We start from the raw sequence: 11,812 nt of genomic DNA, 5'->3' as shown, positions 1-11,812 counted from the left end.
TGGTAACGGGGATGCCTGTAACAATCTCTGCCGTAGAGGGACTGAAACGTAACAGAGTGTCACTTTGTGGCGCACCGAAAGGTCTTGTTACAATTCATGTTGGTCCGTCCGGGAACAACAGGTTAGAGTGTGCTCATGGATACACGGAAACAGATTCTGGTGGTGGACGACGATCTGCGCCTGCGCGGTCTGGTGGAGTCGCATCTGCAGGGCTTTGGCTTTGGGGTGCGAGGCATGAGCGATGGTCGGCAGATCGAAAGCCTGCTTGCCGAAGCGCCCGTGGATCTGATCGTCCTCGATCTGGGCCTGCCCCACGAAGACGGCCTGCAAATCTGCCGGCGCCTGCGCCAGCATCATGATGTCCCCATCCTCATGCTCACCGCGCGGGGTGATGAAGTAGACCGTATTCTGGGACTGGAGATGGGCGCCGACGACTACCTCGCCAAGCCCTTTCATCCCCGCGAACTGGTGGCCCGCATCCAGGCGATTCTGCGCCGGGTCCGCGGGGCCGACCGACCACCCGGCATGGCGACCGCCCCCTTTCAGTGTGGCCCTTTTAGCGTGGATATGAGCCGGCAGGAGATCCTGCGTGACGGGAAAGCCCTGTCCCTCACCAGTGCCGAGTTCCAGACCCTCGCAACCCTCATTCAGCATGAAGGCCAGCCCCTGACCCGCGAAAAACTCATGTGGCTGACCCGTGGCCGTCAACTCGAAAACGATGACCGCAGCATCGACATGCAGATCTCCCGCCTGCGCCGCCTGCTCGACGGCAGCCCCGGCCAACCCCGGCACATCCGCACGGTTTGGGGTCATGGTTACCTGTTCGTCGCGGAACCCTGAGCATGCGGAGTTTCTGGCCGCGCAGCACTCTGGGTCGGACACTGCTCCTGCTCGCGGTTTTACTGCTGGGGACCCAGGGCGCCGTCTATGTCCTGTTTCATCAGTACGTGCTGAATCCCGCAGCCGAACGCTTCGCGGAATTTCTCTGGCAGACTGACCACGCCCTGATTGCGGCCGGCGCCGATCACAGCGCCATCGGCACCCTGCAGTGGCGATCACCCCAGGTTATGCCCGGCACCCCCGCCAACAACTATTTTTTGCGCCAAAGCGCCCGTTATCTGGCTCGGATTGCCCCCGGCGCAGCACTCCGGGTCGGCCCCGCCGATGCCCATACCACCTGGATGTGGATTCGCGGGGACTACCACCAGCCCTGGCTGGGTCTGCGCGTTTCCCCCATGGAGTTCGGCGGCCGGGGCTTCATGTTCATACGCCTAGGGATCATCGCCCTTTGCACCCTGCTCGGCGCCTGGATCATCGTTCGCCAGATCAATCGCCCCTTGGCCCGCCTGGCGGCGGAAGCGCCGCGCATCGGCCGAGGCGACATGCCGGAGTCCCTCGCACCCATTGGCGGCCCCCTGGAGGTACGCCACCTGGAACAGGCCATCACCAGCATGGCCAAGGATTTGCACCGCCTGCACGAAGAACGCACTCTGCTGCTCACCGGCATTTCCCACGAACTGCGGACGCCCCTGTCGCGTCTGCTGCTGACCCTGCATCTTCAGGACCCCGATCTGCTGGCCGGGAAAGCGGCCATGCTGGTGGACGTCAGTGAAATGGACGAGACCATCGACAAGTTTCTGACCCTGGTACGCAGCGGAGACGAGGAAAAAGTCATCCGGGTAGAGGTGACCGACTGGGTAATGGAAATGGCCGAAACGGGTCGCGAACGCTACGGTCTGGAGGTACAGGTAGAACATGCTGCCGAGGCGACCGCCTTGCCGCCCCTGCGCTGCCGCCCTTTGGCGCTGGAAAGAGTGTTCCGCAACCTGTTCGACAACGCCAGACGGTATGGTGGCGGGCGTCTGGACGTCCAGATCATCCGCCATCCGGACAGCACCGAAATCCGTCTACGCGACCACGGCCCCGGCGTACCTGAACGGGATATAGAAGCGATGAACAGCGGCACGCTGCCCCGTCAGTCCGGGCACGGTTCCGGCATCGGCCTGCGCATCTGCCGGCGCATCATGGCTTTGCACGGCGGTACGCTGCGTTTCGCCAACGCCCGAACCGGCGGGCTCATCGCGAAGCTTGCATTTCCCGACCATGGAACGGTCGCGCCGGGGCTGGCCACAAGCTCCTTTTAGGGGTATTTTTCGGACGGCCTGATGCTTGACAAGGCATCAATAAACGGGAATCATTCTCGTCTACCAATGTAAATACGGATCATTCCATGTCTGCTGCGCCCGCTGCCCGCAATATCCAATCCCTGGCCCATCGCTCGCGCTGGGGTATCTTCCTCGCGGTACTGGGTCCCGGCCTGGTGGTCATGCTCGCCGATACCGACGTCGGCAGCATCATCACCGCCGCCCAGAGTGGCGCACAATGGGGCTTCAAGCTGCTGCTCCTGCAATTCGTCCTCATGCCTATTCTCTACATCGTGCAGGAGCTGACGGTCCGTCTCGGCATTTTTACGGGTAAAGGACACGGTGAACTGATTAGCGAAACCTTCGGGAAAGGCTGGGCCTATCTCTCCGTCGCCGGTCTCAGTATCGCCACCACCGGCGCCTTGCTGACGGAATTTTCAGGAGTCGCGGGCGTCAGCCATCTCTATGGCTTGCCGCGCTGGGTCGGGGTTGCCCTGGCCGCAGCCACCCTGCTGATCGTCGTCTGGACCGGTTCGTATCGACGCGTCGAACGCATCGCCTTGATCATGGGCCTCTTTGAGCTGGTCTTTTTTGGTATCGCCTGGGCCAGTCATCCCAGCATCCATGAAATCCTGGATGGCCTGCTGCACGCCCCCATCACCAACGACCACTACATGATGCTGGTCGCCGCCAATATCGGTGCCGTCATCATGCCGTGGATGGTGTTCTACCAGCAGTCGGCAGTGGCTGATAAGGGTCTGCACCCCGAACATTACCGCCATGCCCGTTGGGATACCGCGTTCGGCGCGATCATTACCCAGGCGATCATGGCGGCGGTGCTGATCGCCACAGCCGCCACCATTGGCCGCCTCAACCCCAACGCACCCCTCAATACGGTGCATCAGCTCTCGGAGGCCATCATTCCCTATCTCGGCAACACCTGGGGACGGATTGTGTTTTCCCTGGGCATCCTTGGGGCAGGTATGGTGGCGGCCATCGTCGCCTCCCTCGCCGGGGCCTGGGGTTGGGGGGAAGTCACCGGCTTTCGCCACTCCCTGGAGCATCACCCCAAAGATGCGCCCTGGTTTTACGGGATCTACACCACCATCATCGCGGCTGGCGCCGCGGCAGTGATCACCATCCCCGACCTCGTCAGCCTCGACATCGGGGTCGAAGTGATGAATGCGCTGCTCCTGCCCCTGGTGCTGGGCTTTCTGGTGGCCCTGTCCATCAAGGCGCTGCCCGCCGAACACCGCTTGCGCGGCCCCTATCTCTGGCTGGTGCTGTTCGTGGTGATTCTGGCGGGGGGGTTGGGAGTTTACGGAGGATTGAACAGCATTCCGGGTTGGTAGACGCAGCATGCCGCCACCTCCGGCACCGGGCTACGCCTACGCCTCGCCGGTGTTCATACCCTGACGGATCGCCCCGCGCTGTTCGTCCAGAATCTGGTTGCCATGCTTCCACAGGTAATAGATAACGAGGACCCCCATGGGAATCAGCAGGCTGGAAATAAGAGAGACAAATAACGTTGCCGTTTTCATGTACCGCCCTCTGCGTGTGCGCGCAGTAGTGATCGCCAGGACGAAGCGCTTTATTTCTCTGCCATCCGCATTTTCTGTGCTCATTTAGAAGCTCTCCACCCGGAAAAGATTGTCGGCCGGAACACCAGGCCCCGCGCTGCTCTGCAGTGTAAACGCCCACGGGGGCGGCTTCAAATCCACAGCGCCGAACCGATGCACGGGCGATGGTCCCCGATGCACCTTGCGCATCCCGTGGCGCACCCCTATCCTTCTTTACGCGAGCAGATCGCGCATCGTGACACGATGGCTGCGAGGAAGCGTCATCTCTACCTGGCGGGCCGGCAGGATCGGGGTTGTCTGGAATCAGGCGGAGGTTGGAGAACTATGGGTGCGATCAGCATCACGCACAGGGGCAACGCACCAAAAGGCATTCAGCCATGAACGGCCTGCTCCGCATCGCCCTGAAACTGCTGCTCAACGACAAAGGCAAATTCGCCACCCTGGTCATCGGCATCACCTTCTCCGTCTTTCTGATGATGCAGATGACCTCCATGTTTTCCGGGATACTCTATCAATCCGCGGCCAACATCGTGAATGTCGGTGCCAGGATGTGGGTGATGGACCCCGCCGTCCGAACCCCGCAAAACAGTATCCCCATGCCCAACTATGTGCTGGACGCGGTGCGCAGCATACCCGGCGTCAAGTTTGCGGTGCCCTTTTATGTGGGTGCGGGCCTCGTCAAGCTCAATGACGGCACCTATCAGTCCGCCACCATCATCGGTCTGGACGACGCCAGCCTGTTCGGCCGACCGACGATCATCTCCGGCAATATTCTGGATATTTACAGGAACAACGCTTTCATCATGGTCAAGGACGCCAACTACGCCAAACTGGGCAGCCCCAAAATAGGCACCAGCTTTGAGATCAATGATCATCGCGCGGTTGTCGTAGCCCTGGCCCACACCCCGGTGTCCGGCCTGTTCGGTTTGCCGACCCTGTATACCACCTATAACCGCGCCACCCAGGACCTGCCCTCCACCCGCTACCTGATTTCCTACATCCTGGTGCAGCCCAAAAGCACCCGGGATATCGCCGCCATCGAGCAGCAGGTAAAGCAACTGGGCTATCTGGCCTTGACCGATCGGCAATTCATCACCCGCAACGACCGGTTCTATGAATTTCAGACCGGGATGGGCACCAGCATCCTGATCATGACTCTGATCAGTTTTCTCGTAGGACTATCCATCGCCGGAGAGACCTTTTACATGTTCGTTCTGGACAATCTGGAGCATTTCGGCGCTCTCAAGGCCATTGGCGCCAAAAGCGGCGAACTGATCCAGATGATCGTCTTTCAGTCGCTGGTCGTGGGGTTCCTGGGTTTCGGCTTCGGCGTGCTGCTGTCTTCCACCATGATCGCCATCTCCAAAGTGGAGATCGCCAACTACGCCGCCATGGTCACTTACGAAAACCTGTTTCTGGCCCTGATCATGGTCCTGATCATTTCCGCCTTTTCGAGCTATATCGGCATTCGCAAGGTCATCCGCATCGACCCCTTTGACGTCTTCCGGGGTTAGCATGATCCTGACCGCGCGGGATATCACCAAATCCTTTGGCGAGGCACCGAACCAGACCTACGCGCTGCGCGATGTCAGCTTCGCGGTGAATTTCGGCGAGATGCTGTATATCGTCGGCCCCTCCGGCTCCGGCAAAACCACGCTGTTGAGCATCATCTCCGGCATCTTGCGCCCCGATGACGGCGATGTGGTGGTCAAGGATACGGATATCTGGAAGCTGGGCAGTGACGCACTGGCCGGCTTTCGTCTGCAGACCATCGGTTTCGTCTTTCAGGATTACCATCTCTTTCCCCGCCTGACCACCCTGGAAAACGTGGCCATTCCGCTGATTCTCCGGCGCGAGCCCTGGGACAAGAGTCTGGCGGCGGCGCGCAAAACGCTGCAGGTCGTCGGTCTGGCGGAAAAAGAAAGCCTGCCGCCCTACAAACTCAGCGGGGGCGAGCAACAACGGGTCGCCATCGCCCGCGCCATCGTTGCCCAACCGGACCTGCTGATTTTCGATGAGCCTACCGCTTCCCTGGATGGGGACACCGGCAGGAAAATCGTCGCCTTCGTCAAGGAGCATATTTTGAATATGCAGCGTGCGATCATCATCGTGACTCACGACAGCAGAATTTATGAATACGCGACGCGGATCATCCGTATGGAAGATGGCCGGATCGTCCCCGAGGCAGGAGCGGACCATGAGAAATAAGATACTATTCGGGCTCGCCATCGTTGGCATCCTCATCGGCCTGGTCAGCGCCTACATATACAGCCGGCAAACGCCACCGCAACCCCCTCTGGCCACCAACTACAATCCCTACGTCAACGGAATATTCGCCAACGGCATCATCGAGAGTTACGCGGCCGATGGCGAAAACATCAACATCTACCCCCAGGTATCCGGTAGGGTGACCGGCATCTTCGTCCAGGAGGGGCAGACGGTGGCGAAGGGCGCGCCGATCTTCGCCATCGATGACTCCGTGCAAAAGGAACTGGTGGCCCAGAACAAGGCCCAGGCCCAGGCCGCCCTGGCCCTGTTGCAGGAATTGAAAGCGGAACCCCGGAAAGAGACCCTGACCATTGCCGAAAAACAGGTCGAATATGCCCGGGCCAGCCTGAAATACCAGCAGGCACAACTGGGAATCACCCAAAGGGAAAGGGCCATCGATCCCCAGGCGGTGAGCAAACTTGCCCTGGAGAACGTGCAAAACTCGGTCCTGATTGCCCGGAACAATCTTAAGGTGGCACAGGCGCAGTATGCGCTGACCAGGGCCGGCGCCTGGCGTTACGATATCCGGAATCAACAAGCCATATATGACGCGGCGCAAAAAACCTACGCGTCCAGCAGCGCCCTGTTGCGGGAATATGTGGTGCGGGCGCCGGTCACCGGCGATGTCCTGCGCATCAGCACCGCCGTCGGCAGCTACGCGTCCCCCCAGGGAGTCTACGGCACCTATACGCAGGGGATGAATCCGGTCGTGGTGATGGGCAAGAAGACCGCCTATATGCAGGTCCGCGCCTATCTGGATGAAATACTGGTGCCACGGCTTCCGGCCCCCGCAGACATTACCGCGAAAATGTTCATTCGCGGACTCAGCAATGTCAGCGTACCGCTGCAGTTCGTACGGATACAGCCCTACGTGACGCCGAAGATCGAACTGTCCAATCAAAGAACCGAAAAAGTGGACGTACGGGTGCTGCCGATTCTCTTCAAGTTCAAAATTCCGGCACACATGAACCTGTTTCCCGGCGAGCTGGTGGATGTGTATATAGGCAAGAAATAGCGGCGGTCACACGCCAAACTTCTGTTGCAGGATCGTGCTGACCGCTCCGCACATGGGCTCCTTTTCGGAAGCACACAGATCGCGAATGACGTGAAAGGGTATCCCCGCGTCCCACAGGGAAAACCCGCAGGCCATTATGCAGGCGCCCGTCCGGCTACCGACCAGCCCCCATTCGGTGATTCCCGTAAACTCACGCAAGACGGTGATCGCCGCGTGATTCAATCCGTAACCCGGTTTATCGATCACCACCGCGTGCCCCACGTCGATCACCGCACCGCCATCGTTGCCGTCGTTCATGCGGGTCCGGAACAGGCTGTCGGGCAGATTGCAGAAACGGGTAGCCACGACAACCGAATAATCCTGGGCCGCATCCCTGATACGGTCCACCAGGTCCGGCTTGGGGGAAAATCCAAACTGAAGATCAATGACCAATAATCCGCTGCTTTGCGGCATAACGCGCTCCTCATCCGTCTGGGTATTACAAGCACAAGTCGTTCCCATGATGTGCCCCACCGCCTATAATACCAACTTATGAATCATATGGAATATTTAATGGACACGGCATACTGCTGTTGCCCCCAAGGGTTCAGGTTACCTGCAATGCGCCGGCAAACCTATGGCCATCGCGGTCCGGTAGATTGAACAGGGCAGAGCGAAGCCTCCGCGACCTCGCCACCCGGTGGCTGCCGGCTCCGACAGGCGCCCTCGCTGCCACCTACCGCTTGCTGGAGCATTCGGGCGGACCTGTGGTGGACCTCCTGATCCGCCTGTGGCTGGCGAAAGTCTTTTTTGTGTCGGGCGTATTAAGGATTTTCGGCCTGAGCATCGAGCCCTACCTGTCCGGTGCGGCATATCCCGTGCCGTGGGTGGAGCCGCTCAGCCCCACCTATCTGGGCGCCGCGATACAGATGATCATCCCGATGTTGCTCGCGCTGGGGTTGGCAACCCGGTGGGCCGCGCTGTACATGCTCATTCTCGTGCTGGTGGTCCAGTTCAACTACCTCGCTCTGGATATCAACCTGTACTCGGCGGTGCTGTTCGGGTGGTTCGTGATATGTGGTGCGGGGCCACTGTCGCTGGACCATCTCCTCGCCCGAGGATTGGGGGATACCGCGCTGCCCTTCGCCACGGCGCTGACCCGCCTGGCGGGCGCCGTTACGCGATATCTCAGGCCGTACTATCAATTGCTTATCCGTCTGTGGCTTGGGTTGGCACTGCTGGCGGCAAGTACGGAAACCTCGATACCCGTCGGGCTGACAAAGCTGCTTCCGGAAAAGTCGCTGGCCCATTTTGCCCCGGCGCCCACGCTGGCGCTGGTGGGCGCGCTGCTCGTGACTTTCGGCCTGGCCGCCCGCCCCGCCGCACTACTGCTTATGCTGGCCGTTGCCGGGATGCATGCAGCCGGCGCGGCTGATCCGGCGGATGTCTATTTCATGATGACGCTGGCACTGGTTGGCCTGTATGGGCCGGGCGATCTGTCGCTCGACAAATGGATTTCGGCTATCCTCCCGCAGATCAGCGGCAGGCAGACATGTCCGCCGGAGGGTGCGCCGCACGTGGTGATCGTGGGCGCCGGCTTCGGTGGGCTGGCATGCGCGGCGCGGTTGACCAAAACGCCGGTGCGGGTGACCCTGATCGATCGCCATAACTACCACTTGTTCCAGCCCTTGTTATATCAGGTCGCCACGGCTTCGCTTTCCCCTGCCGATATCGCCGCTACGGTGCGTGGCCTGTTTTGCGATCACCTCAACGTACAGGTGCTGCTGGGTCAGGTGACCGGGATCGATACCACGCAACGGGCGGTGTTGATCGGCAAACGACGCCTGTCATACGATTACCTGGTGCTTGCTACGGGCGCGTCCCACAGCTATTTCGGACGGGACGAGTGGGAGCCTTATGCGCCGGGATTGAAGACCATCGACGATGCGGTGGAAATACGGCGACGGATTCTCTCCGCCTTCGAACAGGCGGAATCTGCCGAAGATCCCGCCGAGCGTCTGGGCCTGCTCACCTTTGTGATTGTGGGAGGCGGACCAACAGGGGTCGAGCTGGCAGGCGACATTGCCGAACTGGTGCGCCACGGCATGGAGAAGGAGTTCCACTATTTCGACCCGGCCAGCGCCCGCGTGGTTCTGATTCAGTCGGCTGCGCGCATCCTGCCGACTTTTCCCGGAGTATTATCAGAAAAGGCGCAGCGCTCACTCGAACGGCTGGGCGTCGAGGTCATGCTGGAAAGCAGGGTAGAGCACATTGATCAGGAGGGAGTGCGCATCAACGGCGAACGCCTGGCGTCTCGCACGGTATTGTGGGCGGCGGGGGTCGTGGCATCCCCGGCGGCGCGATGGCTCAACGCTGCAGCCGACCGCAGCGGCAGGGTGAAAGTCGAACCGGACCTCTCGGTAGCCGGTCTGCCAAACGTGTTTGTCATCGGTGACACCGCGCTGGCCAATGCCTGGAAGGGAAAACCGGTGCCCGGCCTGGCACCGGCGGCGAAGCAGGGCGGGGCCTACGTGGCAAGAACGATTCGCCGAAAACTACAAGGACAGTCGGAGCAACCGCCATTTGCATACCGCCACATGGGCAGCCTCGCCACCATCGGCAGGAAAGCTGCAGTGGCAAGCTTCAACGGCGTCAACGTGAGCGGCGCATCGGCCTGGTGGCTATGGGGCCTGATTCATGTAGCTCTTCTCGTGGGTTTGCGCAACCGCATCTCGGTGATGTTCAACTGGTTCTGGGCCTATCTCACGTTCAAACGGGGCACCCGCCTGATCACGGGAAACGAGGCGTCTCTGGCAGAAAATCCTGTCATAAGGACCATCGAACGGCCCTGAACAGGCCTATCCCGATGAAAATCGCATGGGCCAACCGCAGTGCAGCACGTTTGGTGTCCGTTGCGGACTAGGACGGAAGCATTCTCTTTCCCACCTGCTATACTCCAATCAGGAGTAGTGTCCGGCCATACACTGGAGGTGCCTTATGAGCCCCGATATCCGCCGTATCCTGTTGGTCGCCGCTGTGTCGCTATGCCCGATGATGGTTTCGCTCGGAGCTGCGGCCAGTCCTCCCTTGCAGCTCGCCATGAACGGCAACCCCGTTGGAAAAATGCCCCAAGGCAGCGGTACCACGCCTTCCGGCCTGAAGTATATCCAGATCCTCGCCCCCGCCAATGGCGCCGAGATCGCTGCCGGCGTTCCCGTGGTCCTGTCCTACGATGTCACCCTGGCCCCTAACGGCAATCACATCCACTTCTACGTCGACAACCACATGGCCGGATTAAGCCATGAACTGAAGGGGACCTTTTCCCTGGGCACATTGGCGCCCGGTACCCATGACATCTGCATCAAGGAGGCCACGGTGGCGCACGTCCTCATCGGGGTCAACCGGTGCATTTTGGTTACGGTCAAGTAGCCATGTCGGGCTTCTTCTTCAGCACCCAACTTCTGCTCTATGCCTGCATTCAGGCGCTGCACAATCTGGGGGCGGTGGCCATCGTCGGCGGCGGCGCCGCGGCGCTGCTGCTGGCGCGCCGTTCTCCCGGCACGCAGAGAACGCTGGTGTGGGTAATCACCTTGGGATGGGTTAACCAGGGGGTAACCGGCGCCCTTTTCGGGATTACCAGCTATGCCTATGATGGCCGTTTGCCCGACATTCACGGGATCGCCCTGACGGCCCTGTTCCTCAAGATGGCGTGTGCCGTTGCGGGTATCATCCTCGGAATGACCTACCTGGGCTTTGAAAGCGGATGGTCGGGCGCGGGGCAGCGCCGGGTTCTGGGTGCCGATTTTGGCCTGGGTGTCACGGCACTCACCGCCGCGGCATTCCTGCGTTGGTTTTCCTGATGTCACAGGGGCGTCGTGACTTGCCGCGCAGACTGTTTGATAATGGCCTCAATACCTGTGCGCGCAAGCGCAATCCCCTACCTGTACCCACCTGATGAAGGAGTCGACGAATGAGCGAACAGACGCTGCCCTGGGACGAAGACGCACTGCAACGCCTGGAGAAGATGCCTTCTTTCGTGCGCAACATGGCCAAGGCCAAAATCGAGAAGGCCGCCAGGGAAGCGGGCGAACCGAAAGTCACCGCCGCGTTTCTCGATGCCAACAAAGGGAAACTGATGGGTTAGCGTCAGTTCGGTCGTAGATGAGCTTGCAAATGTGGCGTGCGTGTAGCAACTTACCTACACTATCCCATCCAGGAGGTGTCGCCATGACCATCACGACCCTATCCAGCCGAGAACTTAATCAGGACGTTGCTCGTGCCAAGAACGGCCCAGTGTTCATCACGGATCGCGGCAAACCAGCACACGTGCTGTTGAGCATCGAGGAATACCGGCGACTTACTGGCAAGCGTAGGAACCTCGTTGAGGCGTTGTCCATGCCGGGCATTGCCGATATCGAAATGGAGATCCCCCGTTCACGCGAGTTTCCCCGGCCAGCGGCCTTTGAATGATGTTCGTGCTTGATACCAATGTTATTTCCGAGCTGCGCAAGGCCGGCGACGGCAGGGCCGATGCCAACGTTACAGCATGGCTGTCGGGCACGGACGCAACGAGTTTCTACATCTCGGCCGTGACCACCATGGAACTTGAGGTTGGTATTCTCCGCGTGGAGCGGCGTGACGCCGTTCAAGGAGCGCGGCTGCGCACTTGGATGGACCACCATGTTCTTCCTGAATTTTCCGAACGCACGCTGCCGATCGATGAGGGGTTGTAGCACTTCGTTGTGCCCAACTCCATGTGCCCAATCCTCGCCCCGAGCGAGACGCGTATATCGCAGCCACCGCACTTGTGCATGGCATGACCGTGG

The 11,812-nt window shown here is 60.3% G+C and carries 14 protein-coding genes; 12 read left to right on the top strand and 2 right to left on the bottom strand.

Going from position 1 to position 11,812, the window contains the following annotated elements; genetic code table 11:
* Nucleotides 1-135 precede the first annotated feature (135 nt).
* From AFE_RS00520 to AFE_RS00510, 3 genes are all read left to right on the top strand, one after another.
* A complete protein-coding gene (locus AFE_RS00520) occupies nucleotides 136-840 on the top strand; it encodes a response regulator (protein ID WP_012535791.1) in 705 nt (234 codons plus the stop codon).
* Nucleotides 841-842: 2 nt separating this feature from the next.
* On the top strand, nucleotides 843-2,144 hold the full coding sequence (locus tag AFE_RS00515; RefSeq protein ID WP_012535790.1) for an ATP-binding protein: 1,302 nt from the start codon (nucleotides 843-845) through the stop codon (nucleotides 2,142-2,144).
* Between the two features lie 86 nt (nucleotides 2,145-2,230).
* Complete coding sequence (locus AFE_RS00510) at nucleotides 2,231-3,496, top strand: NRAMP family divalent metal transporter (protein WP_012535789.1); 1,266 nt, start codon at nucleotides 2,231-2,233, stop codon at nucleotides 3,494-3,496.
* A gap of 36 nt (nucleotides 3,497-3,532) precedes the next feature.
* Here the strand turns inward: AFE_RS00510 and AFE_RS00505 are convergent, their stop codons facing one another.
* Nucleotides 3,533-3,769, bottom strand: coding sequence for a hypothetical protein (locus AFE_RS00505; RefSeq protein ID WP_009562759.1), 237 nt, complete (start codon nucleotides 3,767-3,769; stop codon nucleotides 3,533-3,535).
* Nucleotides 3,770-4,101: 332 nt separating this feature from the next.
* On the opposite strand from AFE_RS00505, the gene AFE_RS00500 reads away from it, so the two are divergent.
* Genes AFE_RS00500 through AFE_RS00490 form a run of 3 tightly spaced genes read left to right on the top strand, consistent with a single transcriptional unit; the run spans nucleotide 4,102 to nucleotide 7,007 of the window.
* The gene (locus tag AFE_RS00500; RefSeq protein WP_009562763.1) at nucleotides 4,102-5,238 is read left to right on the top strand and encodes an ABC transporter permease; all 1,137 of its coding nucleotides are present in this window, start codon (nucleotides 4,102-4,104) and stop codon (nucleotides 5,236-5,238) included.
* Nucleotide 5,239: 1 nt separating this feature from the next.
* A complete protein-coding gene (locus tag AFE_RS00495; protein ID WP_012535788.1) occupies nucleotides 5,240-5,932 on the top strand; it encodes an ABC transporter ATP-binding protein in 693 nt (230 codons plus the stop codon).
* Nucleotides 5,922-7,007, top strand: coding sequence for an HlyD family secretion protein (locus tag AFE_RS00490; protein ID WP_012535787.1), 1,086 nt, complete (start codon nucleotides 5,922-5,924; stop codon nucleotides 7,005-7,007). Before AFE_RS00495 ends, AFE_RS00490 begins: the two co-directional genes overlap by 11 nt.
* A gap of 6 nt (nucleotides 7,008-7,013) precedes the next feature.
* Here the strand turns inward: AFE_RS00490 and AFE_RS00485 are convergent, their stop codons facing one another.
* Nucleotides 7,014-7,460, bottom strand: coding sequence for a cysteine hydrolase family protein (locus AFE_RS00485; RefSeq protein ID WP_009562765.1), 447 nt, complete (start codon nucleotides 7,458-7,460; stop codon nucleotides 7,014-7,016).
* A gap of 185 nt (nucleotides 7,461-7,645) precedes the next feature.
* On the opposite strand from AFE_RS00485, the gene AFE_RS00480 reads away from it, so the two are divergent.
* The 6 genes from AFE_RS00480 to AFE_RS16560 all read left to right on the top strand — a co-directional run bounded on the left by AFE_RS00480 (nucleotide 7,646) and on the right by AFE_RS16560 (nucleotide 11,719).
* Nucleotides 7,646-9,838 carry an FAD-dependent oxidoreductase gene (locus AFE_RS00480; RefSeq protein ID WP_012535786.1) on the top strand — a complete coding sequence of 731 codons (2,193 nt, stop codon included), beginning with the start codon at nucleotides 7,646-7,648 and terminating at the stop codon, nucleotides 9,836-9,838.
* A 145-nt stretch (nucleotides 9,839-9,983) separates the two neighbouring features.
* Nucleotides 9,984-10,415 (top strand): hypothetical protein, encoded by a 432-nt coding sequence (locus tag AFE_RS00475; protein WP_009562767.1) that lies wholly within the window; start codon nucleotides 9,984-9,986, stop codon nucleotides 10,413-10,415.
* 2 nt (nucleotides 10,416-10,417) lie between these two features.
* Nucleotides 10,418-10,846: a hypothetical protein gene (locus tag AFE_RS00470; protein ID WP_009562768.1), complete on the top strand. Its 429-nt coding sequence runs from the start codon at nucleotides 10,418-10,420 to the stop codon at nucleotides 10,844-10,846.
* Nucleotides 10,847-10,956: 110 nt separating this feature from the next.
* A complete protein-coding gene (locus AFE_RS00465) occupies nucleotides 10,957-11,130 on the top strand; it encodes a PCP reductase family protein (protein WP_009562770.1) in 174 nt (57 codons plus the stop codon).
* A gap of 83 nt (nucleotides 11,131-11,213) precedes the next feature.
* Nucleotides 11,214-11,456, top strand: coding sequence for a type II toxin-antitoxin system prevent-host-death family antitoxin (locus tag AFE_RS00460; RefSeq protein ID WP_012535785.1), 243 nt, complete (start codon nucleotides 11,214-11,216; stop codon nucleotides 11,454-11,456).
* Nucleotides 11,453-11,719, top strand: coding sequence for a PIN domain-containing protein (locus AFE_RS16560; protein ID WP_196491178.1), 267 nt, complete (start codon nucleotides 11,453-11,455; stop codon nucleotides 11,717-11,719). The genes AFE_RS00460 and AFE_RS16560 overlap by 4 nt, the downstream gene beginning before the upstream one ends.
* Nucleotides 11,720-11,812: the final 93 nt, after the last annotated feature.

The sequence above is a fragment of the Acidithiobacillus ferrooxidans ATCC 23270 genome (assembly GCF_000021485.1).
Taxonomy (GTDB): Bacteria; Pseudomonadota; Gammaproteobacteria; order Acidithiobacillales; family Acidithiobacillaceae; genus Acidithiobacillus; species Acidithiobacillus ferrooxidans.
Note: the sequence above shows the minus strand (reverse complement) of the source record. Positions and strands in the feature narration are given on the sequence as shown.

What these genes read in the sequence shown, in the direction of transcription:
- AFE_RS00520 (WP_012535791.1), top strand. Translation starts at nt 136, where the DNA reads ATGGATACACGGAAACAGATTCTGGTGGTGGACGACGATCTGCGCCTG.
- AFE_RS00515 (WP_012535790.1), top strand. Translation starts at nt 843, where the DNA reads ATGCGGAGTTTCTGGCCGCGCAGCACTCTGGGTCGGACACTGCTCCTG.
- AFE_RS00510 (WP_012535789.1), top strand. Translation starts at nt 2,231, where the DNA reads ATGTCTGCTGCGCCCGCTGCCCGCAATATCCAATCCCTGGCCCATCGC.
- AFE_RS00505 (WP_009562759.1), bottom strand. Translation starts at nt 3,769, where the DNA reads ATGAGCACAGAAAATGCGGATGGCAGAGAAATAAAGCGCTTCGTCCTG.
- AFE_RS00500 (WP_009562763.1), top strand. Translation starts at nt 4,102, where the DNA reads ATGAACGGCCTGCTCCGCATCGCCCTGAAACTGCTGCTCAACGACAAA.
- AFE_RS00495 (WP_012535788.1), top strand. Translation starts at nt 5,240, where the DNA reads ATGATCCTGACCGCGCGGGATATCACCAAATCCTTTGGCGAGGCACCG.
- AFE_RS00490 (WP_012535787.1), top strand. Translation starts at nt 5,922, where the DNA reads ATGAGAAATAAGATACTATTCGGGCTCGCCATCGTTGGCATCCTCATC.
- AFE_RS00485 (WP_009562765.1), bottom strand. Translation starts at nt 7,460, where the DNA reads ATGCCGCAAAGCAGCGGATTATTGGTCATTGATCTTCAGTTTGGATTT.
- AFE_RS00475 (WP_009562767.1), top strand. Translation starts at nt 9,984, where the DNA reads ATGAGCCCCGATATCCGCCGTATCCTGTTGGTCGCCGCTGTGTCGCTA.
- AFE_RS00470 (WP_009562768.1), top strand. Translation starts at nt 10,418, where the DNA reads ATGTCGGGCTTCTTCTTCAGCACCCAACTTCTGCTCTATGCCTGCATT.
- AFE_RS00465 (WP_009562770.1), top strand. Translation starts at nt 10,957, where the DNA reads ATGAGCGAACAGACGCTGCCCTGGGACGAAGACGCACTGCAACGCCTG.
- AFE_RS00460 (WP_012535785.1), top strand. Translation starts at nt 11,214, where the DNA reads ATGACCATCACGACCCTATCCAGCCGAGAACTTAATCAGGACGTTGCT.
- AFE_RS16560 (WP_196491178.1), top strand. Translation starts at nt 11,453, where the DNA reads ATGATGTTCGTGCTTGATACCAATGTTATTTCCGAGCTGCGCAAGGCC.